Origin of the sequence: Nocardia mikamii NBRC 108933 (assembly GCF_001613505.1) — a bacterium.
Classification (GTDB): domain Bacteria; phylum Actinomycetota; class Actinomycetes; order Mycobacteriales; family Mycobacteriaceae; genus Nocardia; species Nocardia mikamii.
The window spans coordinates 136,645-159,050 of the sequence record NZ_BDCM01000014.1; the positions used below are offsets into that span (position 1 = coordinate 136,645).

Annotated in this window: 18 protein-coding genes and 1 pseudogene; 15 read left to right on the forward strand and 4 right to left on the reverse strand. The window is 69.7% G+C overall.

Annotation, left to right across the window (positions count from 1 at the left end; all coding sequences use genetic code 11):
• Nucleotides 1–135: 135 nt before the first annotated feature.
• Nucleotides 136–420, forward strand: a complete 285-nt coding sequence (locus tag NMI01S_RS22215; protein ID WP_086007267.1) for a DUF2631 domain-containing protein — start codon at nt 136–138, stop codon at nt 418–420.
• Between the two features lie 47 nt (nt 421–467).
• On the opposite strand, the gene NMI01S_RS22220 is transcribed toward NMI01S_RS22215, so the two are convergent.
• Nucleotides 468–1,202: a LysR substrate-binding domain-containing protein gene (locus tag NMI01S_RS22220; protein WP_063000180.1), complete on the reverse strand. Its 735-nt coding sequence runs from the start codon at nt 1,200–1,202 to the stop codon at nt 468–470.
• Between the two features lie 194 nt (nt 1,203–1,396).
• On the opposite strand from NMI01S_RS22220, the gene NMI01S_RS22225 reads away from it, so the two are divergent.
• From NMI01S_RS22225 to crcB (NMI01S_RS22235), 3 genes are all read left to right on the forward strand, one after another.
• Nucleotides 1,397–2,044, forward strand: coding sequence for a phosphatase PAP2 family protein (locus tag NMI01S_RS22225; protein ID WP_063000182.1), 648 nt, complete (start codon nt 1,397–1,399; stop codon nt 2,042–2,044).
• A gap of 147 nt (nt 2,045–2,191) precedes the next feature.
• Nucleotides 2,192–2,710, forward strand: a complete 519-nt coding sequence (crcB, locus tag NMI01S_RS22230; RefSeq protein ID WP_063000184.1) for a fluoride efflux transporter CrcB — start codon at nt 2,192–2,194, stop codon at nt 2,708–2,710.
• A complete protein-coding gene (gene crcB, locus NMI01S_RS22235) occupies nt 2,707–3,069 on the forward strand; it encodes a fluoride efflux transporter CrcB (RefSeq protein ID WP_063000186.1) in 363 nt (120 codons plus the stop codon). The genes crcB (NMI01S_RS22230) and crcB (NMI01S_RS22235) overlap by 4 nt, the downstream gene beginning before the upstream one ends.
• A gap of 16 nt (nt 3,070–3,085) precedes the next feature.
• Here the strand turns inward: crcB (NMI01S_RS22235) and NMI01S_RS22240 are convergent, their stop codons facing one another.
• Nucleotides 3,086–4,303 carry a helix-turn-helix domain-containing protein gene (locus NMI01S_RS22240; protein ID WP_063906082.1) on the reverse strand — a complete coding sequence of 406 codons (1,218 nt, stop codon included), beginning with the start codon at nt 4,301–4,303 and terminating at the stop codon, nt 3,086–3,088.
• Between the two features lie 104 nt (nt 4,304–4,407).
• On the opposite strand from NMI01S_RS22240, the gene hpnC reads away from it, so the two are divergent.
• The 11 genes and pseudogenes from hpnC (at nt 4,408) to efeB (ending at nt 19,797) form a co-directional block, all read left to right on the forward strand.
• A complete protein-coding gene (gene hpnC, locus NMI01S_RS22245) occupies nt 4,408–5,262 on the forward strand; it encodes a squalene synthase HpnC (protein WP_063000190.1) in 855 nt (284 codons plus the stop codon).
• A 5-nt stretch (nt 5,263–5,267) separates the two neighbouring features.
• The gene (gene hpnD / locus NMI01S_RS22250; protein ID WP_063000930.1) at nt 5,268–6,167 is read left to right on the forward strand and encodes a presqualene diphosphate synthase HpnD; all 900 of its coding nucleotides are present in this window, start codon (nt 5,268–5,270) and stop codon (nt 6,165–6,167) included.
• Nucleotides 6,164–7,633, forward strand: a complete 1,470-nt coding sequence (hpnE, locus tag NMI01S_RS22255; RefSeq protein ID WP_063000932.1) for a hydroxysqualene dehydroxylase HpnE — start codon at nt 6,164–6,166, stop codon at nt 7,631–7,633. Before hpnD ends, hpnE begins: the two co-directional genes overlap by 4 nt.
• On the forward strand, nt 7,630–8,646 hold the full coding sequence (locus NMI01S_RS22260; protein WP_063000192.1) for a polyprenyl synthetase family protein: 1,017 nt from the start codon (nt 7,630–7,632) through the stop codon (nt 8,644–8,646). Before hpnE ends, NMI01S_RS22260 begins: the two co-directional genes overlap by 4 nt.
• 2 nt (nt 8,647–8,648) lie before the next feature.
• Entirely contained in the window at nt 8,649–10,832 is a 2,184-nt protein-coding gene (gene shc, locus NMI01S_RS22265; protein ID WP_084513167.1) for a squalene--hopene cyclase, read from the forward strand.
• A gap of 460 nt (nt 10,833–11,292) precedes the next feature.
• Nucleotides 11,293–12,312 carry a 4-hydroxy-3-methylbut-2-enyl diphosphate reductase gene (gene ispH / locus NMI01S_RS36010; RefSeq protein WP_439956296.1) on the forward strand — a complete coding sequence of 340 codons (1,020 nt, stop codon included), beginning with the start codon at nt 11,293–11,295 and terminating at the stop codon, nt 12,310–12,312.
• The gene (gene hpnH, locus NMI01S_RS22275; protein ID WP_036503553.1) at nt 12,313–13,314 is read left to right on the forward strand and encodes an adenosyl-hopene transferase HpnH; all 1,002 of its coding nucleotides are present in this window, start codon (nt 12,313–12,315) and stop codon (nt 13,312–13,314) included. It begins immediately after the preceding gene.
• Nucleotides 13,315–13,362: 48 nt separating this feature from the next.
• Nucleotides 13,363–15,156 carry a 1-deoxy-D-xylulose-5-phosphate synthase gene (locus NMI01S_RS22280; protein WP_063000196.1) on the forward strand — a complete coding sequence of 598 codons (1,794 nt, stop codon included), beginning with the start codon at nt 13,363–13,365 and terminating at the stop codon, nt 15,154–15,156.
• Nucleotides 15,153–16,282, forward strand: a pseudogene (ispG, locus tag NMI01S_RS22285) (flavodoxin-dependent (E)-4-hydroxy-3-methylbut-2-enyl-diphosphate synthase). Before NMI01S_RS22280 ends, ispG begins: the two are co-directional and overlap by 4 nt.
• Nucleotides 16,283–16,382: 100 nt before the next feature.
• Nucleotides 16,383–18,524, forward strand: a complete 2,142-nt coding sequence (gene efeU / locus NMI01S_RS22290) for an iron uptake transporter permease EfeU (RefSeq protein ID WP_084513168.1) — start codon at nt 16,383–16,385, stop codon at nt 18,522–18,524.
• 37 nt (nt 18,525–18,561) lie between these two features.
• Nucleotides 18,562–19,797, forward strand: a complete 1,236-nt coding sequence (efeB, locus tag NMI01S_RS22295) for an iron uptake transporter deferrochelatase/peroxidase subunit (protein WP_063000200.1) — start codon at nt 18,562–18,564, stop codon at nt 19,795–19,797.
• A gap of 49 nt (nt 19,798–19,846) precedes the next feature.
• On the opposite strand, the gene NMI01S_RS22300 is transcribed toward efeB, so the two are convergent.
• Both NMI01S_RS22300 and NMI01S_RS22305 read right to left on the reverse strand, forming a co-directional pair.
• Nucleotides 19,847–21,091 (reverse strand): MFS transporter, encoded by a 1,245-nt coding sequence (locus NMI01S_RS22300; RefSeq protein WP_063000202.1) that lies wholly within the window; start codon nt 21,089–21,091, stop codon nt 19,847–19,849.
• Between the two features lie 2 nt (nt 21,092–21,093).
• Nucleotides 21,094–22,314 carry a cytochrome P450 gene (locus NMI01S_RS22305; RefSeq protein WP_063000204.1) on the reverse strand — a complete coding sequence of 407 codons (1,221 nt, stop codon included), beginning with the start codon at nt 22,312–22,314 and terminating at the stop codon, nt 21,094–21,096.
• Nucleotides 22,315–22,406: the final 92 nt, after the last annotated feature.

Consider the following 22,406-nt stretch of genomic DNA (forward strand, 5'->3'; position numbering starts at 1 on the left):
CCGGCGTCACCCCGCTGGCTACGACGGCCGGTCGTATGCAAACATATTCTCGACAGACACCTTCACGACCTGCGGACCTCACGGCGTACTCCGCGCACGCGAGCCGCAGCGCACACGGAAATGATGGGAGCGAACGTGGCCGCCACGGAACTGGAACCCGCCAAGAGCGCCGGCGTCGTCACCAAGGTCGATCCCGCCGAGGTTCCCTCCGCCGCCTGGGGCTGGAGTGGTGAATCGCGGCGCACCTTCCGTATCGCCGGATGGGTCGTCGTCGTGATCCTGCTGGCCATGCTGTTCGAGAACCAGCAGGGCCACACCTCCGGTACCGGTTACACCGGATACATCTTCCTGATCGGTTTCGCCGTCGCGCTGGCGGCCGTGCTGATCCGCGATTCGATCATCCAGCGCAAGCCGCGCTGAATCCGCTTCGCGCACAGCCTGGTTCGACCGGCCGCTGAGGTTCTGCCTCAGCGGCCGCGTCGTTTCCGGGGGCCGCCGGCCTTGCCCGCCCGCCCCGGTTTCGGCGCGCCACCCCGGCGCGCGGCCGGTTTCGCACCACCCTCGCCCCGGCTCCTGCCGCGCTGCGCCGCAACGCCTTCGGCGCGTGTGGCGGAATCCAGCCGGCCGCGCCGATCCCGTTCACCGGTGGTCCGGGAACTGCGTGCCGTGCGGCCCCGCACGACGCCGATGAACTCCTCGGCGAGTTCGACCGCGTCCTCGATCGGCCAGGCCAGGGCGATCTGCGTCGGATCGACATCGGTGAGCGGACGATAGATCAGGTCGCGGCGATGATGCAGGCGCGCCAGCGACTGCGGCACCACCGCCGCCCCGCCGACCGCGGCCACCAACTCGACGGTGTCGCCCACGGCGTCGAGATCGGTCGCGTCCTGCATCCGCTCGCCGTCCAAATCGGCCAGGCTCACCTCGTCGAACAACCCGATCGGATGATCCTTGGGCACCACCGCCACGGCGACCTCGTGGTAGAGCGGAATCGCGTGCAGCCCTTCGCGTTCGATCGGCAACCGGACGAAGCACATGTCGACTCGGCCCTGTGCCAGGGCCTCGCGCTGCTGAGCCTGCGGCACCGCGATCACGTCGAGCGGGATGTCGGGGAAGCGTTCGGCCCACACCCGCGCCCACTTGGCGACGGTGACGCCCGGGACGTAGCCGATGCGCAGCGTGGTGGGAGCAGACTCGGTCATGCGGCCAGCGTATGGCACCGGGCGGGGCGGTCCGGCATCCGCCGCGAACCACAGCGGCCCCGTACGTGATCGAGGTGACGCGGAGGTCGACGGCAGTGGTCGAAACCGTGCCCACCGGGCGAACACGGTAGAAATGATCGCAGTACGTTTCCCATCCTCCCCCGGCGTTCCGGGCAGACCAGATCGGATATGCGTTGACGACCCCCTCCCCGGCCCCGATGGCATCCGGCGGCCCCGGATTCGATCGGCCGCTGTTCACCACCATCACCGATTTCGCCGACCACACCCGGTGGCTCAACGACACGATGCTGTGGTTGACCGATGCCGGTCTGGCGGTGTTCGCGGTGCTGATGGTGATCGGCTGGTGGCAGGCCCGCCGCCGCGACGACCGGTCGATGGCGCTGGCGCTGCTGGCTCCGGTGAGCGTGGTGATCGCCTATCTGGTCGCCGAGGTGGTGAAGGTGATCGTCGCCGAACCGCGCCCGTGCCGGGGCGTGCCGACCGCCTACATCATCGAGGCGTGTCCGGTGCCGAGCGACTATTCGTTCCCCAGCGGCCACACGACCACGGCCGCGGCGACCGTCGCGGCGCTGTATCTGCTGAATCGGCGGCTGGGCTGGATCACGGCGGTATTCGCCGTCGCCCTGGCCTTCAGCCGGGTCTACGTCGGCGGTCATTATCCGCACGACGTCGTGGCCTCGGCGATCCTGGCCATTCCGGTCGCCGCGGCCGTCAGTCTGCTGCTGGCCCGCCCGGCCACCGCGGTGGTGACGCGTATGCGGTCCTCCGCACTGGCGCCGCTGGTCGCCGACACCGGAGGTGCTCCGGTGTCGCGGGTGTGAGCGAGGCCGGCCGGATTCGCTATCCTGTCCGACGTGGCGGTGGGGCTCGCCACTTCGGCCCAGCGGCCGGAGCAACCGTGATCGGACGATCGCCAACAGTCCCTACTCGAGGTACCGCCATGTTCGTGTTCGAGTAGGAGTCCGTCGTTGACCGAACTACGCCGCGAGGAGCCCCGGCCCGGCGCATCCGCCGACCGGCCGGTCGATCCCGATATCGATCCGCACGTCCCGTCTCAGCGCCGCGAACTGCTGCGCGGACACGGCGCCGTGCCGGCGGTGATCGGGCTGGGTGGCGGATTGGGCGGTCTGGCCCGCTACGGCCTGACCCAGCTGTTGCCGACCCGCCCCGGACAGTTCCCGTGGGGCACCTTCACCGAGAACGTGCTCGGCTGCCTGGCCATCGGCGTGCTGATGGTGCTGATCACCGAGGTGTGGCCGGCGCATCGGCTGGTGCGGCCCTTCCTCGGGGTCGGATTCCTGGGCGGGTTCACCACCTTCTCCACCTACGCCGTCGAGATCCGCAATCTGCTGCAACCCGGTTCGGCCGTGACGGCGTTCGTCTATCTGGCCGCGACCCTGCTCAGCGCGCTGCTCGCGGTGCTCGCCGGGGTGACGGTGACGCGAATGACGGTGCTTCGCAAGGGGATTCGAGGACAGACGCGGTGACCGTCGTCCTGGTCTTCGCCGGTGCGGTGCTCGGTGCCCCGGCCCGCTATCTCACCGACCGGTTCGTTCAGGCGCGCCACGACAGCCTGTTTCCGTGGGGCACGCTGACGGTCAACATCGTCGGCTGCCTCATCCTGGGCGCGCTCACCGGTGGTGCGGCCGGCAGTCCGGTGCTCGCGTTCGCCGGCACCGGATTCTGCGGGGCGCTCACCACCTACAGCACCTTCGGCTACGAGACCGTCCGGCTGCTCGAACAGCGCGCCGTGTTCTACGCCGCGATGAACGTGATGATCAGCGTGATCGCCGGACTGGGCGCCGCACTGCTCGGCTATGCCGTCGCGCACGCGCTGGCCGGCTGAGATCCGCGTACTCCACTCACCCGGCTCGTCCGTGCGGCTGATCCCAGACCAGCGCCAGATACATGCGGGCCCGCTCGCGCGGCGAATCCAGGCGTTCTCCGAGCAGATCGTGCAGCCGGTCCATGCGGTAGCGCACGGTCTGCGGGTGGATGTGCAGATCGTCGGCGACCGCGTGCCGGTCGCCCATGTGCCACAGCCAGCTGCGCAGCGTTTCGACCAGCCGGTCGCGCTTACCGTCGGGCAACTCCCGAAGTGGTTGCAGCACTTGGGCTCGCAGCGTTTCCAGCAGCCATTCGTCGCGATTGGCGATGATGGTGTCGAGTTCGTCGGCGACCACCACCGGCGATCCGGACAGCACGCCGGCCTTGCGCAATCGCAGCGCGGTGCGAGCGATCCGCATACCGGTCGGCAGCAGGTCCAGCGTGAGCGGATGACCGATCACCGCGTCGCAGCCCCGCAGCGCCGCGACGAGCCGGGTGATCCGCCCGCCCAGCATCGGACTGGGCACGATCGCCCCGACCGCGTCGTCGCGCCGGATCGGCAGGCAGTGACCGCCGAGATGTTCCACGACCCCGCAGGAGCGCGCATCGGCCGGATCGGCGAGCACCACCGCGACCTCGGGGGGCAGCTGCCAGCCCGCGCGCTCGGCGGCCAGCCGGATTCCGATGGTGTCGGAACGCCCGGAAAGCAACATTTCCGCCAATTCCTCGCGATGACGTTCCCGGGCCGCGCTGGATGCGGATTGTTCGAGCACATAACCGTGCGCGGAGGCCGCGGAGAATTCGTCGACGAAGGCGAAAACGGCCTCCGCCAGCACCGCGAGCACCTCCGGTCCCAGGTCGAGTTTCAGTGCCGTTTCCGCGACGTGATGCCAGGCCGCGCGGGCGCCGACCTGGTACGCGCCGAGCAGATCCGACAGGTCCGCGCCGTCCTGCAATTGCTGGCGGCCGACCTGTTCGAAGACCAGCTGCGTCGGCGGCGGAACACCCTCACCAGCGGAATCGCCTGTGCGCGGGCCGTGTTCGGCCAGGTCCAGCAACCGATGGACGAACAGCACGCCGACCTCGGCCACCTCGGGGCGATGGTCGTCGAGATAGCGCGCGTAGTCGGGCCACTCGGCAGCGAGCAGATCACGGACCTCGTCCAGGAGATCGGGCATCCTAGCGTCGAGTTCCTCCGAAAGCTGCTCCAATGCCTCCGGTGTTATCGGAATTTCATTATGGGAATCGCTCATTCGAGTCCTCTCCGACTCGATTATCTTCCGGATACAAAAAACACCAACCGGAATCACTTCAACGGTTGAAGATTTGAGCCCTGTGTTGCGTTCACCATCGAATCATGGACGCAGCGACAGCCCCGGCCCGCTGGCTGCGGGCCCGTGAAAAGGAAGAGAACTTTCCCGTCGCGCTGCGGTGGTTGCCGCGCGAACCACGCCGGCACCTGCACGCGGTCTACGCAGCCACCAGGTTAATCGACCAGGTCGGCGACGCAGCCCCCGGAGATCGTGTGTCGCACCTGCTGACGCTGCGCGCCGACCTCGCCGGTCTGTACCAGGGTCGCACACCCGACGATCCGGTGCTGCAGATGCTGGCCCCCACCGTGGCGGCGTGTGATCTGCCGCAGGATGCGTTCCAGGAACTGATCGAGGCGAATCTGCTCGATCAGCGCGTCGGCCGCTACGCCACCTTCGAGGATCTGCTGGGGTACTGCCGGCTGTCGGCGAATCCGGTGGGCCGCTTGGTGCTGGCGGTCTTCGACCAGTCCACGCCGGACACGGTGGCACTGTCGGATCGGGTGTGTTCGGCCCTGCAGGTGCTCGAGCACTGTCAGGACGTCGCCGAGGACCATGCGGCCGGGCGCATCTATCTGCCGCAGGACGATCTGGCCGCGGCCGGGGTGGCGGAAGCGGCGCTGGCCACCGGCGGACCGGGTGATCCGGCGTGCCGGGCGGTGGTGCTCACCCAGGTAGAACGCTGCGAATCGATGCTCGGCGAAGGCGCTCCGCTGGTCGCCCGGCTCACCGGATGGGCCCGGCTCGCGGTCGCGGGGTATCTCGCGGGCGGCTGCGCGACCGCGCGGGCGTTGCGCGTGGCCGAGGGCGACGTGTGGAGCCAACCGGTGCGGCCCCGGCACGTCGACACCGTGGCCTCGATGGTCACGCTGCTCGGCAAGGCCACGGTGGTGCCGCAGTGAGCACTATCGCGACCGGGCCGACCACGGCGGCGGCCTACGACACCTGTGAACGGATCACCCGCACCGAGGCCAAGAACTTCTACTACGGCATCCGGCTGCTGCCCCCCGAGAAGCGTTCGGCACTGTGCGCGCTCTACGCGCTGGCACGGCGCATCGACGATATCGGTGACGGGCAGGGCCGACCGGCCGCCAAAACCGAGGCGCTGACGCTGTTGCGCAAGGAATTGGACAAGGTCACCGGCGGCGCCGGAACCGACGATCCGGTGCTGTTCGCCGTGGCCGACACCGCGCGGCGCTATCCGGTGCCTCTGGGCGCGTTCGGCGAACTGATCGACGGGGTGCAGGCCGATGTCGACGGCGTCACCTACACCGATTTCGACGAGCTCACCCATTACTGCCGCTGCGTGGCCGGGGCGGTGGGCCGCTTGTGCCTGTCGATCTTCGGCTCGGGCGGCGATCCGCGCGCGCCGCTGTACGCCGATCAGCTCGGGATCGCGTTGCAGCAGACCAACATTCTGCGCGATATCCGCGAGGATCTCGGCAACGGCCGCGTCTATCTGCCCCGGGACGAACTGCGGCGCTTCGGCGTCCGGCTGGAACTCGACGCCGGTGGGGCGCTCGACGATCCCAACGGCGGACTGGCCGCGCTGATCCGCACCGGCGCCGAGCGCGCCGAGAACTGGTACTGCCTGGGGTTGCGCCTGATTCCGCATCTGGACGGCCGCAGCGCCGCCTGCTGTGCGGCGATGGCGGGTATCTACCGGCGGCTCAACGAGCGCATCCGCGCGAATCCGGTGGCCGTCTACGACCGGCGGCTGTCGTTGAGCGGACGGGAGAAGACACGCGTCGCCTCCGGCGCGCTGCTGCAGTATTCGATGACGGCATTCGGGTGGGGCCCGCGATGACGGCGCGGGTGGCCGTGGTGGGCGGTGGGCTCGCGGGGATCACCGCGGCCCTGCGCTGCGCGGACGCCGGCTGTGCGGTGCGGCTGTTCGAATCCCGGCCCTGGCTGGGCGGGCTGACGCATTCGTTCCCCCGTGGTGATCTGTGGATCGACAACGGCCAGCACGTATTCCTGCGCTGCTGCGACCGCTATCTCGCACTGCTGGATCGGCTCGGCATGCGCGATGCGGTCCGGCTGCAACCGCGACTCGACATCCCGGTATCCGGCGCCGGGCGGGTGGGCAGGTTGCGGCGGTTGCCGCTGCCGGCGCCGCTGCATCTGAGTTGGGCGCTGCTGCGCTATCCCTGGTTGTCGCCGGGCGCGCGGCTGCGGTTCGTCCGGGCCGCGCTGGCGCTGCGGGCGGTCGACACCACCGATCCCCGCACGGACACAACCAGTTTCGGCGACTGGTTGCGTGCGCACGGCCAGCATCGCGACGCCGTCGACAGTCTGTGGGATCTGGTCGGCATCGCCACCCTCAACGCCCGGGCCGACGACGTATCGCTGGCATTGGCCGCCACCGTGTTCCGGATCGGCCTGCTCACCGACTCGGACGCGGCGGATATCGGCTGGTCGCGTATCCCGTTGCGCCGGTTGCACGGCGACGCCGGACAGGCGGCACTCACCGCGGCGGGCGCGACGGTGATCCACGAGAAGGTCACGGCCGTGCGGCGGGCCGAGGCCGGCTGGACGGTGCACACCGGCGCCGGCGAATATGCCGCCGACGCGGTCGTCTCGGCCGTGCCCCCGACTGCGGCGCAGGCGCTGTTGCCCGCCGACGCGGTCGATCTGCCCGCGAAGTGGGCTGTGGCCCTGGGCAGTTCGCCGATCGTCAACATTCACGTGATCTACGACCGGCAGGTGATGGACGAACCGCTGCGAGCCGGTGTCGGCACGGTGGTGCAGTGGGTGTTCGATCGAACCGGTGCGTCCGGGTTGCCCACCGCGGCAGATTCCCGTGGCGCGGCGGCGACCGGCAGCCCCGGCGCGGCGCGAGCGGCGGGCCCGCTTCCGGCCGGCGCGCAGTATCTGGCCGTCTCCGTGTCGGCCGCCGACGCCTTCATCGATCGCCCGGTCGCCCAGCTGCGCCGGGAATTCCTGCCCGCCCTCGAACAGCTGCTGCCCGCCGCCCGTGCGGCACAGGTGGCCGACTTCTTCGTGACTCGCGAACGCCATGCGACGTTCCGTCCCGCGCCGGGCAGCGCGCGGCTGCGCCCGCCCGCGGCCACCGCATCGCCCGGCCTGGCGCTGGCCGGGGCGTGGACCGACACCGGCTGGCCCGCGACCATGGAGGGCGCCGTGCGCAGCGGGGAAGCCGCTGCGGCCGAAGTCATTTCACATCTGGCGGGGTTGCGGCCCCGCCCCGGTGCCACCGAGCGCACCGGTACGCCCGCACCCCGCACGCGGATATCGGAGGTGATCAGATGACGGTGACAACCCTGTCCACGGTCGATGCCGACGGTCATGCCGTCCGGTCGGCGCTGTCCGACGCCGTCGGACGGCTCGACGACGCGATTCGGCCGGTGGTCGCCTATCACCTCGGCTTCTGCGACGAACACGGCCGCCCGGTCGTCGCCGGCAGCGGCAAATCGGTGCGGTCACGGCTGACCATGCTCGCCGCCCACGCCGCCGGTGGCGACGGACTCTGCGCGATCCCCGGTGCGGTGGCGGTCGAACTCGTGCACAACTTCTCGCTCGTGCACGACGACCTGATGGATCGCGACGCCACCCGACGGCATCGCCCGACGGTGTGGGCGGTGTGGGGAGATCCGGTCGCGGTGCTGGCCGGTGACGCGATGCTCTCGCTGTCGCACGAGGTGCTGCTCGATTCCGGCTCCCCGCATGCGGTGGCGGCGGCCCGGCTGGTCGGGAAGGCGACCCGGGATCTGATCATCGGCCAGGCCGCCGACGTCGACTTCGAACATCGCAACGACGTGAGCCTGGCCGAATGTATCCGCATGGCCATGGGCAAGACCGCGGCGTTGCTCTCGGCGAGTGCCGCGGTCGGCGGCGTCCTGGCCGGGGCGCCACCGGCGACGGTCGCGGCGCTGCAGGCCTACGGCGACAACATCGGCCTCGCCTTCCAGCTCGTCGACGATCTGCTCGGCATCTGGGGTGATCCGGCGGTGACCGGCAAACCGGTGTTCTCGGATCTGCGTTCGCGCAAGAAGTCGCTGCCGGTCACCTGGTGCCTGGAATCCGGCCGCCCGGCCGGGCAGGCGCTGGCGCAGTGGCTGGCGCAATCGGGCGAGCCGAGCGAGCACGACCTGCGCGCCGCCGCCGACATGGTCGAGACCGCCGGTGGCCGGCGCTGGGCACGGGCCGAGGCGCGGCGGCGGGTGCGCACCGCCCAGCAGGCCCTCACCGCGGTCACCCTCACCCCCGAATATCGCCGGGAGCTCTGTGACCTGGCGGATTTCATCGTGGAACGGAGTGCATAGGAATGACAGTCACCCACACCGGCAATGCGGCAGCGGACCGGCGGACAGCGGTCGCTCCGGCGCACGGCGCCGACGACCTGAGCGCGGTCCGTGCCGCCACCGACGCGGCGGTGCGGCTGCTGCGCTCATCCCAGCACGAACAGGGCTGGTGGAAAGGCGAATTGGCGACCAATGTGACGATGGACGCCGAAGATCTGCTGTTGCGGCAGTTCCTCGGCATCTCCACCCCGGACGTGACCGAGCCGGCGGCGCGCTGGATCCGATCGCAGCAGCGCGCCGACGGAACCTGGGCGACCTTCCACGGCGGACCCGGCGATCTGTCGACCACCGCCGAGGCGTGGGTGGCGCTGCGACTGGCCGGTGACGACCCCGCCGCACCGCATATGCGCGCCGCCGCCGACTTCGTGCGCGCCGAAGGCGGGATCGAGGCCTCGCGGGTCTTCACCCGAATCTGGTTGGCGCTGTTCGGGTTGTGGTCCTGGGACGATCTGCCGAATCTGCCCCCGGAACTGGTGCTGTTCCCGTCCTGGTTTCCGCTCAATATCTACGACTGGGGATGCTGGGCCCGCCAGACCGTGGTGCCGTTGACCGTGGTGGCCACGCTGCGGCCGTGCCGCCCGCTGCCGTTCGGCATCGACGAATTGCGGACCGGCGCGCCCCGGGCCCGCCGCGCGCCCCTCACCTCGCTCGCCGGAGTGTTCCAGCGGGTCGACACGGTGCTGCACACCTACGCTCGACTGCCCCTGAATCCGCTGCGTGATGTGGCGATGCGGCACGCCGCGGAGTGGATTCTGGCCCGCCAGGAGGCCGACGGCGGCTGGGGCGGAATTCAGCCACCGTGGGTGTATTCGCTACTGGCCCTGCACCTTCTGGGCTATTCGCTCGATCATCCGGCGATGCGGGCGGGCATCGCGGGCCTGGACGGATTCGTCGTCCGCGAGCAGACACCGGAGGGCGAGGTGCGGCGGCTCGAAGCCTGCCAGTCCCCGGTGTGGGATACCGCGTTGGCGACGGCCGCGCTGCTGGACGGCGGAGTGGCGCCGGACGATCCGGCGGTGCTGCGGGCCACCGACTGGCTGCTGGGCGAGCAGATCACCGCCGTCGGCGACTGGCAGGTGCGCCGGCCACATCTGGAACCCGGCGGCTGGGCCTTCGAATTCGCCAACGACGTCTACCCCGACACCGACGACACCGCCGAGATCGTCATTGCGCTGCACCAGGTTTCGCCTCCGGACCGCACCGCACTGGATGAGGCGATCGAACGCGCGGTGCGCTGGACGGTCGGCATGCAGTCCGCCGACGGCGGGTGGGGCGCCTTCGACGCCGACAACACCTCGATCCTGCCGACGAAACTGCCGTTCTGCGATTTCGGTGCCGTCACCGATCCGCCCTCCGCCGATGTGACCGCGCACGTGGTGGAGATGCTGGCGGTGCTCGGCCGAAGCGGTGATCGCGCATGCCGGCGCGGCGTGCGCTGGCTGCTCGACCATCAGGAGTCCGACGGTTCCTGGTTCGGGCGCTGGGGCGCCAACCACGTCTACGGCACCGGCGCGGCGGTTCCGGCGCTGGTCGCGGCGGGCACGAGTCCGCGATCGACGGCGATCCGCGCGGCGGTGCGCTGGCTGGAAGCCCATCAGAACGCCGACGGCGGATGGGGTGAGGATCTGCGCTCCTATCGTGACCCGGAATGGGTCGGCCGCGGCGAATCCACCGCCTCGCAGACCGCGTGGGCGCTGCTGGCCCTGCTGGCCGCCGAGGAACACGACTCTCCCGCCGTACGCCGCGGCATCGACTGGCTGGTGCGCACGCAGCGACCCGACGGCGGCTGGGACGAGGACCTGTTCACCGGCACCGGATTCCCCGGCGACTTCTACATCAACTACCACCTGTACCGGCTGGTGTTCCCGGTCTGGGCGCTGGGGCGGTACCTGCGGCGCCAGACCGCATCGGGCGGCGAGGCGGCCGCGGTATCGGCACCGGTCCTGTCCCCGGCAACCGACGGCGCGGCCGTCCGGCGGCCCCGGTACGCGGGCGCATTCGGCGAGGTCGGCGCCGACTCGCTCCGCGGCAGCACCTCGATCGGCGCGCCCGCCACGAGCAATCACACCGGCTCGGACGGCGAGGGCCGCAGCGTTGACACCCCGCGCTCGAACGGGACCGGTACCGCCGGCCGGGACGGGGGCTGACCGTATGACCCGGCCTGGAACCATCTGCGCCCCACTACTTTCGGAGTGCGTGGCACTGCGCGGCGCCGTCGCGGCGCCCGTGGTGCACACCGGGCGCGGTCCGCGGCGGCGCTACGACGCCGCCGCGGCGGGCCCGGTCGCGGTGGCGGGAGTCGCGGGTGCGCTGACCACGCAGCTGCGCCCCGGCGATCTCGTGGTGGCCAGTGAGATCCGGCGCAACGGTACCGAATTGCCGAGTCCCGCAGCGATTCTGCTGCACGGCGAACTGTTGCGACTGGGCCTGCCCGCACGCCTCGGGCCGGTGTATTCCGCCGAACGCGTCGTCACCGGCCGGGCGCGCGCCGCGCTGGCGGAGTCCGGCGCGCTCGCGGTCGATACCGAAACGGCATTCCTCGCCGCCGACGCTCCCGACGGGCAGGCCGTCGCGGTCCGGGCGATCGTCGACACCCCGGACGCGCCGCTGCTCCGCCCGGGCACGATCCGGCGTGGGGTGCGGGCATTGCGGTCGCTGCGCGCGGCGGCGCCGGCGCTGGACCGATGGTCGGCGGCGACCGGCGATCGTGAGATCCTGCTCGCCGGACCGCGCTCGTTCTGCGCCGGGGTCGAGCGGGCGATCGAGATCGTCGAACAGGCCCTGGATCGCTTCGGCGCACCGGTCTACGTGCGGCGTCAGATCGTGCACAACAGCCATGTGGTGCGCGAATTGGCGGGGCGCGGAGCGGTTTTCGTCGAGGAGCTCGATCATGTGCCCGAAGGCGCGGTGGTCGTGCTCGCCGCGCACGGGGTGACCCCGGAGGTCCGCCGCCAGGCCGAACGACGCCGCCTGCGCGTGGTCGACGGCACCTGCCCGCTGGTGTCGAAGGTGCATGCGGAAGTGCGCGCCTTCGCCGCGGCCGACAAGACGGTCTTCCTGATCGGGCACGCCGAGCACGAGGAGGTGGTGGGCACCCGCGGCGAGGCGCCCGAGCACGTCGTCGTGGTCGCCGATCCGGAAGCGGCCGCCCGGGTGTCGCCGCCGGATCCCGATCGGGTCGCCTACGTCACGCAGACCACTCTGGCCGTCGCCGAAGCCGAGGCCACGGCTGCCGTACTGCGGCAACGGTTTCCGGCGTTGAGCGGGCCACGCAAGGACGACATCTGTTACGCCACCACCAATCGCCAGCAGGCGGTGCGCGCGGTGGCCCGCGAATCGGACCTGGTGCTGGTGCTGGGTTCGCGCAACTCCTCCAATTCGCTGCGGCTGGCCGAGGTCGCCGCGGCCGAGGGTGTGGCGGCACATCTGGTGGAGGACGCCGGCGAGGTCGAATTGAACTGGCTGGCCGGCACCCGCCGCATCGGCGTCACCGCCGGCGCGTCGGCACCGCCGCATCTGGTGGACGACCTGGTCGAGGCCCTGTCCGGGCTCGGCGACCTCCGGGTCCGCCACACCACCGTGACCGAAGAGAGTATTCGATTCAACCTGCCTCGGGAGGTGAGCTGAATGGCCATGCCATTCCGTCAATCCGTACGTCTGGGAGCGTATCTCGCCAAGCAGAAGCTGCTGCGGCGCGAGAAGTTCCCCATTCTGGTCGAATTGGAGCCGCTGTTCGCCTGCAATCTGAAATGCGCGGGCTGCGGCAAGATTCAGCATCCGCACACGTTGCTCAAACAGCGCATGCCGGTCGAACAGGCCGTCGGCGCGATCGAGGAATGCGGCGCCCCGATGGTGTCGATCGCCGGTGGCGAGCCGCTGATGCATCCGCAGATCGACGAGATCGTGCGGCAACTGCTCGACCGCAACAAGATCGTCTTCCTGTGCACGAACGCGGTGCTGCTGCCCAAACATCTGCACAAATTCGCCCCGCACCGCAATTTCGCGTGGATGGTGCACCTGGACGGATTGCGCGAACGCCACGACGCCTCGGTGTGCAAGGACGGTGTCTTCGATCAGGCCGTGGCCGCCATCCGCGAGGCCAAGGCCGCGGGATTCCGGGTGATGACGAATACCACGTTCTTCGACGTGGATTCGCCACAGGACGTGATCGACGTCCTGGATTATCTCAACGACGAGCTCGAGATCGACCATATGCAGATCGCGCCCGGCTACGCCTACGAGAAGGCGCCCGATCAGGAGCACTGGCTCGGCGTGAAGGAGACGCATCAGCTGTTCGCCAAGGCCTTCGCCGACGGGCGCCGCAAGAAGTGGCGGCTCAATCACTCCCCGCTGTATCTGGATTTCCTGGAGGGCAAGGTCGACTTCGACTGCACCGCCTGGGCTATTCCGTCGTATTCGCTCAAGGGATGGCAGCGGCCGTGCTATCTGCTCGACGACGGTTATGTGGCCACCTATCGGGAATTGATCGACGACACCGACTGGAACGCCTTCGGCCGCGGCAACGATCCGCGCTGCTCGAATTGCATGGCGCACTGCGGATACGAGCCGACCGCGGTGGTCGCGACCCTGGGTTCGTTGAAGGAGACGATCCGCGCCGCCGTCAGCTGAGTCGAATCGAGACCGGGTCGAATTCCCACACCGGAAGGTGAGCCACGCATGAAACCCTCGCCGCGCGGGCCGGATCCGCTCGCCGCCCTCACCGGCCCCGACGCGCTGGCCGCGCTGTCCGACGACGAACTGCCCGCGCTGGCACAGCGGTTACGCGATCGCCTCGTCGAGACCGTCACCGGAACCGGCGGCCACCTCGGCGCCAGCCTGGGGACGGTGGAACTGACCATCGCGCTGCATCGCGTATTCCGTTCGCCCACCGATGTTCTCGTCTTCGACACCGGACATCAGAGTTATGCGCACAAGTTGCTCACCGGGCGGGCCTCCACCTTCGACACACTCCGGCAGGCCGGTGGGACCGCGGGGTATCCGAGTCGCACCGAATCCGCGCACGACTGGGTGGAGAACTCCCACGCCTCGGTCAGTCTCGCCTGGGCCGACGGCATCGCCAAGGCCTTCCACCTGCGCGGCGAGCACGATCGCCGGGTGGTGGCGGTGATCGGCGACGGGGCGCTGACCGGCGGTGTGGCATGGGAAGGATTGAACAACCTGGGTGCGGGCGGGCGGCCGGTCGTGGTGGTGCTCAACGACAACGGGCGCTCCTACGATCCGACCGTCGGTGCGCTGGCCGGCCATCTCACCGGGCTGCGCGACGGCGATATCGTCTCCGGAAATCTGTTCGACGCCTTGGGTTTCACCTATCTGGGCCCGGTGGACGGCCACGATATCGGCGCGCTGTGCACGGCCCTGCACAAGGCGGTCGCATTGGCCAAACCCGTTGTGGTGCACGCGGTGACGGTCAAGGGCCGCGGCTTCGGCCCGGCCGAGGCGGACGAGGCCGACCGCATGCACGCGTGCGGGGTGATCGATCCGGTCACCGGTGCGCCGCGTAGACAACCCGTCCCCACCTGGACCGATATCGTCGAATCGGAACTGGCCGATATCGCCCGCGCCCACCCGGAGGTGGTCGCCCTGACCGCGGCGATGCGGTTGCCCACCGGACTCGGCGAATTCTCCCGCACCGCACCGGAGAGGGTGTTCGATTCCGGAATCGCCGAACAGCACCTGCTGGCGTCCGCGGCGGGATTGGCGGCGGCCGGTATGCATCCCGTGGTGGCGGTGTACTCGACCTTCCTCAACCGCGCCATCGATCAGGTCCTGCTCGATATCGCCCTGCACGAACTGCCCGTCACCCTGGCCTTGGACCGCGCCGGCGTCACCGGTCCGGACGGGCCCAGCCATCACGGGATGTGGGATCTGGCGCTGCTCACCTGTGTACCGGGGATGCGGATCGCCTGCCCGCGCGATCCCGGCCGGGTCCGCGAACTCCTGCGCGAAGCCGTCGCCACGGCCGGGCCCACCACCGTGCGTTATCCGAAAGCGACTGCTGGAGAAGATATTTCACCGCTGGCGCGAATGGACGGAATGGATATCCTGTATCGCGGGCCGCGCAGCCCGCTCGATATTCTGCTGGTGGCGGTCGGTCCGATGGCCGGGGCGTGCCTGCGCGCGGCGGAACTGCTGACCGCCAGCGGTTTCGGCGCCACCGTCATCGACCCGCGCTGGGTGTGGCCGATCAATCCGGGGCTGCCGGCGATCGCGGCACGGCATCGGCTCACCGTCTGCGTGGAAGACGGTATCGCCGCCGGCGGGGTCGGCTCGCATCTGGTCCACGCGATCGCCCGCGACCCCGCTGCCGCCCCGGCGCGCGCGCTCGGCCTGCCCACCGCGTTCATCCCCCACGCCTCCCGCGACAGCATCCTGGCCGAGTACGGACTCACCGGCGAGGGCATCGCCGCGGCCTGCGCGGAGTGGTTACCCGCGACCGAGAGGATCCGATGACCGCCGTATTCCTGTCCGAGCCCGCGACTCCGACGCTGCGACCGCGCCGGGAGAGCCGGCGTATCCAGGTCGGCTCGGTGCCGGTGGGCGGCGGCGCGCCCATTTCGGTGCAGTCGATGACCACCACCGTCACCGCCGATGTCGAGGCGACGCTGCGCCAGATCGCCGAATTGACCGCTGCCGGTTGCGATATCGTCCGCGTGGCGGTGCCCACTCAGGACGACTGCGCGGCACTGCCGACGATCGCCCGCCGCTCGGCCATTCCGGTGATCGCCGACATCCATTTCAACCCGCGCTACGTCTTCGCCGCCATCGACGCCGGTTGCGCCGGTGTACGGGTGAATCCGGGCAATATCCGCACCTTCGACGACAAGGTTCGTGAGATCGCCGCCGCGGCCGGTGCGGCGGGGGTGCCGATCCGCATCGGCGTCAACGCCGGCTCCCTCGATCGGCGCATCCTGGACCGGCACGGCGGTCGCGCCACGGCCGCCGCCCTGGTCGAATCGGCGCTGTGGGAGGCGAGGCTGTTCGAGGAGCACGGTTTCGCCGCTCTGAAGATCTCGGTGAAACACAACGATCCGCTGACGATGATCCAGGCCTACCGGCTGCTCGCCCAGCGCTGCGACTATCCGCTGCATCTCGGGGTCACCGAGGCGGGTCCGCCGCTGCAGGGCACCGCGAAATCGGCCACCGCGTTCGGGATCCTGCTGTCCGAGGGGATCGGCGACACGATCCGGGTCTCGCTGTCGGCGCCGCCGGTCGAGGAGGTCAAGGTCGGTCACCACATCCTGGCCGGGCTCGGGCTGCGCCCCCGCACCCTCGACATCGTGTCCTGCCCGACCTGTGGTCGCTGTCAGGTCGACGTCTTCGAGCTCACGAAGAAGGTCGAGGCGGCCTTCCGGGATTTTCCGGAAGGCCGCTGCGCGTCGCGGTGATGGGCTGCATCGTCAACGGTCCGGGTGAGTCACGGGAAGCCGATATCGGGGTCTCGGCGGGCAATCACAAGGGTCAGATCTTCGTCCGCGGCGAGGTGGTGCGGACGGTGCCGGAATCGATGATCGTGGAGGCGTTGCTGGAGCAAGCGCTGACACTGATCGACGACGCGACGGAGAGCTGGCCCAGCTAATACGGACATACCTCGCATACCGGCCCATCTGCGGCGATACGCACTCGCTACAGGCATGCAGGATTGGACCTGTGGTATAGGTATGCCTTACCTTTGGACGGTGAGCTGGGCCGAGGCTGTACCGAACCTACTGATCTGCCTGCGGGAGGGCCTCGAGGCGGGACTCGTGGTGACGATCCTGCTGGCTGCCGTGCGCAAGACGTCGACCCCGCAGCGCCCGGTCTCCTCGACCCCCGTCTGGCTCGGCCTGCTCGGTGCGGTATCGGTGGCGGCCAGCTTCGCGGCCGTGCTCACCTACTCCACGAGCGTGCTCTCGAACTCCGGCCAGGAAATCGTCGGCGGCACCCTGAGCGTGATCGCGGTCGGACTGGTGACGGCGATGGTGTTCTGGATGCGGCGCACCGCCGCGTCGCTGTCCGGCCAGCTTCGCGGTGAGGTCGCCCGCGCCACCGCGATCGGCGCGGGAGCGCTGGCCATCACGGCCTTCATGGCCGTCGGGCGCGAAGGCCTGGAATCGACGCTGTTCGTGTGGACCGCCGTGAAGGCCTCCGGCACCACGGTCGCACCGCTGGTCGGCGCCGCGCTCGGATTCGCCGCCGCGGTGGTGCTGTGCTGGTTGCTGTACCGGCAGTCGGTGAAACTCAACCTCGGCGTGTTCTTCAACCGCACCGCGCTCGCGCTGATCGTGATCGCCGCCGGTGTGCTGTCCTACGGCCTGGGCGATCTGCAGGACGCCGGAATTCTGCCCGGACGTCACTGGGTCGCCTTCGACCTGTCGGCGCATATCGACCCGAACTCCTGGTGGGTGTCGATCATCACCGGCATCACCGAACTCACCCCGCGAATGACCGTGCTGCAAGTGGTGGCGTGGGTGGTCTACCTGGCCGTGGTGATCCCGTTGTTCATCCGCGCGGGCCGCCACGCGCCCGCGAAGGCCCCGGCCCAGGCGGCGCAGCCGACGGCCGCAGCGCCCGTGACGACTACCGCTGCGGCGAGTGACGGGGGCGCCACACCGGCGTCAGCGGCTCCAGCCGACTCCGAGCACACGCCCGACTGGTGGGAGCGAATCGCCGGGCCGCGACCGTTGCTGGTCGGCGCGGTACTGGTGGTCGTTCCCGCCGTGGCCGCCGGGGTGGCGATCTCGCTGCTGCCGTCGAGCGGCTCCGGTAAGGCGCAGGCGGTGTCGGTCGGCGACAGCTCGTGTGCCTCGGAATGGAAGTCCGGCCGGGCCGGGACGCAGACGTTCGAGGTACAGAACAAGACGTCCAAGGCCGGGGAGATCAATCTGGTGAACTCCGCCGGTGCGGTCGTCGGCGAGATCGAGACGATCGGCCCGGCCACCACCGCCAACCTGACCGCGACCTTGAGCAGCGGCACCTACACGATGCAATGCCTGATGTCCGGTAAGCCGGTGACCTCGTCGGCGGCGGTGCGGGTCAGTGGCGAAGCGGGCGACACCCCGCCGGCCGTCAAACGCGTCACCGAGGATGATCTGCGCGGCCCCAACGACGCCTATCAGGCCTATGCCGGCGGTGTGCTGACCCGGCTCTCCGGCGCCGTCACCGCGATCGGCAACGATCTGCGTGGCGGCAATATCGCTGCCGCACAAGCGGATTGGCTCGGGGCCCAGCTGGAATGGGAACGGGTCGGCGCCTCCTACAACAGTTTCGGCGACGCCGGCACCGCGGTCTCGGGTCTGCCCGACGGCCTGCCCGGTGGTGTGAACGATCCCGGATTCACCGGTCTGCACCGGCTGGAGTACGGCCTGTGGCACGGACAGCGCCCCGATCAGCTGCTGCCGGTGGCCGATCGGCTCGGCGGCGATATCGCGAACATCCGGAACAACCTCGGCAGCGACGACCTCGCCGGCGATCCGAAGAATCTGCCGCTGCGCGCACACGAAATCCTGGAAGACGCGCTGCGCGACCATGTTTCGGGCATCGACGACCAAGGCGCGGGTGCGGCGTATCCGATGACGCTCGCCGACATCGACGTGACTCGCGCGGTTCTCGATCAGCTCGGCCCGCTGATCGATCCGCGAGCGCCGCACCTGCGCGCCGCCCTGCGCACCCGCCTCGACGAGTTGCAGGCGGCCCTGCTCGCCACCCAGAACCACGGACAGTGGCAGTCACCGGATCGGACCCCGCCGGCCGCGCGGCAAGCCGTCAACGCACGCCTCGGCGCCGCACTCGAGGAGCTCGCCAAGGTGCCGCGGTTGCTCGAAGTGCCGATCTCCCACTGACCATGCCGAACCACCGACCGACCAGTAAGGCTTCACGATGAACGTCAGCCGCCGCCGCTTCCTCTCCGGCGCCGCCGCCGGTGCCGCCGGAACCGCGCTGACCGCGGGCATTCTCGCCGAGGGTGCCCGCCAGGACGCCGACGCCGCCACCGTGGGCACCCCGAAGGCCGAGGCGAGCTACCCCTTCCACGGCGAACATCAGGCCGGCATCCTCACCCCGGGCCCGTCGGCGAAACAGAACGCCGCCTGCTTCGCCGCCTTCGACGTCACCACCCCCCACCGCGCGGAACTGGTCGAGGCGATGAAAACCCTCACCGCACGTGCCCGCTTCCTCACCGCCGGCGGCGCCCCGACCGACCTCGGCCTCGGTCAGCCGCCGTCCGACAGTGCGGTGCTCGGGCCGGAGGTGATAGCCGACGGGCTCACCGTCACCACCGGGGTGGGCGCGAGCCTGTTCGACGGCCGCTTCGGGCTGGCCGCGGCCAAACCCGCCAAACTCACGCCGATGCGGACCTTCCCCAACGACACCCCCGATCCGGCCTGGATGCACGGCGACCTGCTGATCCAGCTGTGCGCCCACCACCCCGACACGGTCCATCACGCGCTGCGCGACATCACCCGCCAGACCCGCGGCGCCCTGCAACTGCGCTGGAAGATCGACGGCTACAACTCTCCGCCGCGCCCCTCCGGCACCGGCCGGAACCTGTTGGGTTTCAAGGACGGAACGGCCAACCCGACCGGCGCCGACGCCGAATCGCTGATCTGGACCGACGGCGGCGGCGAACCCGAATGGACCCGCGGCGGCACCTACCAGGTGGTCCGGCTGATCCGCATGCTCGTCGAATTCTGGGACCGGGTCTCGATCAACGAGCAGGAGAACATGTTCGGGCGCCGCCGCGACTCCGGCGCCCCGCTCGACGGCAATCAGGAATTCGACACCCCCGACTACGCCGCCGACCCGGAGGGCTCGGTCATCCCCCTGGATTCCCATATCCGGCTGGCCAATCCGCGCACCCCCGAAACCGCCCGCCAGCAACTGGTCCGCCGCTCCTACAACTACGACCTCGGCGTGGAGCGCAACGGCAACATGGCCTCGGGCCACATCTTCACCTGCTTCCAGCAGGACGTCGCCCGCCAGTTCGAGGCCATCCAGACCCGGCTGGTCGACGAACCCCTCACCGACTACGTCCAGCCCTTCGGCGGCGGCTACTTCTTCGCCCTGCCGGGGGTGCGTGACGACAAGGATTGGTACGCACGAGCTTTGCTGAGCTGAGCGGACTTCCGGCCGGGAGCGCCGCGCGGCACTCCCGGCCCGGGACAGCCTATGAACCTGCGGGAGTCGGCTGTGCTCCGGAAGACTCCGGCGTCGTCACCGCGGTCCTGCGGCCGAGCAGCAGCGTCACCACCGGGAAGACCAGCAGACTGCACACGCCGCACAGCAGCCCGACCGACCAGAACGCAGAACCGCCGTCGAGCAGTGCGGCGGCCGCCGCGGTACCCGCCATCATCCCGCCGTACTGCACCGAATAGTTCAGTGCCAGAACAGTTCCGCGCGCATCCGGGCTGAGTTCACTGGCGAGGGTGGTCAGCGCGGACTGGCCGAAACCGACCGCTCCGCCCCAGACGATCTGCACCACGATCGCCAGCGCGAGCGATCCGGTCGAGAGCGAGAAGGCCAGCACCGACGCCGCGGCCACCAGCGCCGCGACCGCGATGACCCGGCGACGGCCGACGGCATCGGCAAGGCGGCCACCGTAGATGTTGCCCACAACGCTCATCGCGCCACCGCCGGCCAGCGCCAGCCCGACCCATCCGGTCGTCAGTCCGAAGTTGCTCGAGTAGAACAGTCCACCGTTGGCGAACATGCCCTGCAGTCCCGCGGTCCACAGGAAGGTGCACAGCAACGTGAACAGCACCGCCGGATTGCCGAGTGCGGCGCGGAACTGCCGCGCGAAGATGGCCAGCGGCCCCGCGGGTGCGGCCGCGGCCGGCGCACTGTGCGGGACGAACCTGGTCAGCGGAACCAGCAACAGCGCCGCGGCGATACCGATACCCCAGAATGTCCACTCCCAGGACACGATTCCGGCCAGGAAGGCGCCCGCGGGCACTCCGAGCACCGAGGCGCCCATCATCGCGCCCACGATCACCCCGATCGCGGCGCCCCGGCGTTCGGCCGCCACCGCACCGGAGACGAAGGCGAGGATGGCCGGCACCAGGATCGCGGCGCCGAGTCCGGAGATCGCGCGGAACACGATGATCGCCGCGAAGCCGGACGCGAATCCGGTCAGCACCGTGCCGATCGCAAAGACGGTGAGTCCCGCGGTCATCAGTCGCTTGCGCCCCCAGCGGTCCGAGAGCGGACCGAAGATCGGCGCGGCGATCATGTATGCCAGCGCGTAGGCGGTGACGAGCAGACCGCCGAGCCGGGGCGAGACGTGCACGGAGTGGGTGATCTGCGGCGCCAGCGGCGAGACCACCAGCGCGTCCAAGCCGACGAAACATCCGCAGATCGCCAGCACGGTGAGCCAGCGCCGCTCGGACACGACGCCGGAATGAGGTTCCGTCACGCTCACCACTCCACCGGAAAAGTGTTGGGCCGCAGCGTGAGCAGGCCACTGGACCAGTCGATGCTCTCCGGCGCGACCGCTAGGCGAAGATTCGGCAGCCGCCGGGCGAGTGTCGCCAGCCCGATCTCCAGTTCCAGCCGCGCGAGCCCGGCGCCGGGGCAGAAGTGACTGCCGTGGCCGAAGGCGACGTGTTTGACATCCTCGCGGGTGAGGTCGAGGCGGTCGGGTTCGATGACGTGGCGGGTGTCGCGACCGGCGGCGTGCATGATCGGGATGACCCCTTCGCCCTGGCGCACGACGACGTCGCCGATTTCGAGTTCCTCGGTGGCGACGCGAATGAACCCGATTTCCGACGGCGGGGCGTAGCGCAGCAGTTCCTCCACCGCGTGCCGCACCACCTGGCGGTCACCGACCTGATCGACCAGCAGCCGCCACTGGTCCGGATGTCGCAGCACCATGAACGCCGCGCGGCTGAGCGCACTGACCGTGGTGTCGTGCCCGGCGACGAGCAGATTGATCGTCAGCCAGACCAGTTCCTGTTCGGAGAGACGGTCACCGTCGTCGCGGGCGGTGATCAGATCCGAGAGCAGGTCCTCGCCGAGCTCCTCGCGCCGCTGCGCGAGCAGGGAGATGACGTAGGCGGCGGATTCCTCACGCGCGGTGAGTCTTTCGTCGGCGGTGTGCGCGGTGATGCTGACCAGATGGTCGGTCCAGCGCTGGATGTCGGCGCGACGTTCCCGCGAGGCGCCCAGCAGATCGGTGATCACCCAGATGGGCAGCAGGGCGGCGAAGTCGTGGTGCAGGTCGGCCGGGCGCGGTCCCGCCTCGAGCGCGTCGACCAGTTCGTCGGCGATCTCCTGTATGCGCGGGCGGATCTGCTCGGCACGTTTGGGCGTGAACGCGGGCGAGATCAGCCGCCGCAAACGCCGGTGGTCGGGGCCGTCCTGACTGAGCAGATTGAAGGGGTTGTCGGCGAAGTCGGGACCGTTGATCACCCGCGGCGCACCCGGTTCCCGCAGGGCCGCGCGCGACAGCCGAGAATCGGACATCGCGGCGACCACCTCGTCGTAGCCGGTCACCGCCCATGCGGTGTCGCCGCTGGGTAACCGCACCTTGGTGACCGGGCACTGGGCGCGCAGTTCCGAGAATCGCTCCGGTGGTTCGCCGAGCGGTCCCAGTGGAAACGGATAGTAGTCGAGCGTCTCGTCGATGGAATTCGACATGGGGATTCCCCCTCCTGGATCGGAAAATGCGACGACGAATGAGAAACTGCCTCGAACGGTGAGTCGAATTTCAAGTTCGACACTTGGCGAAC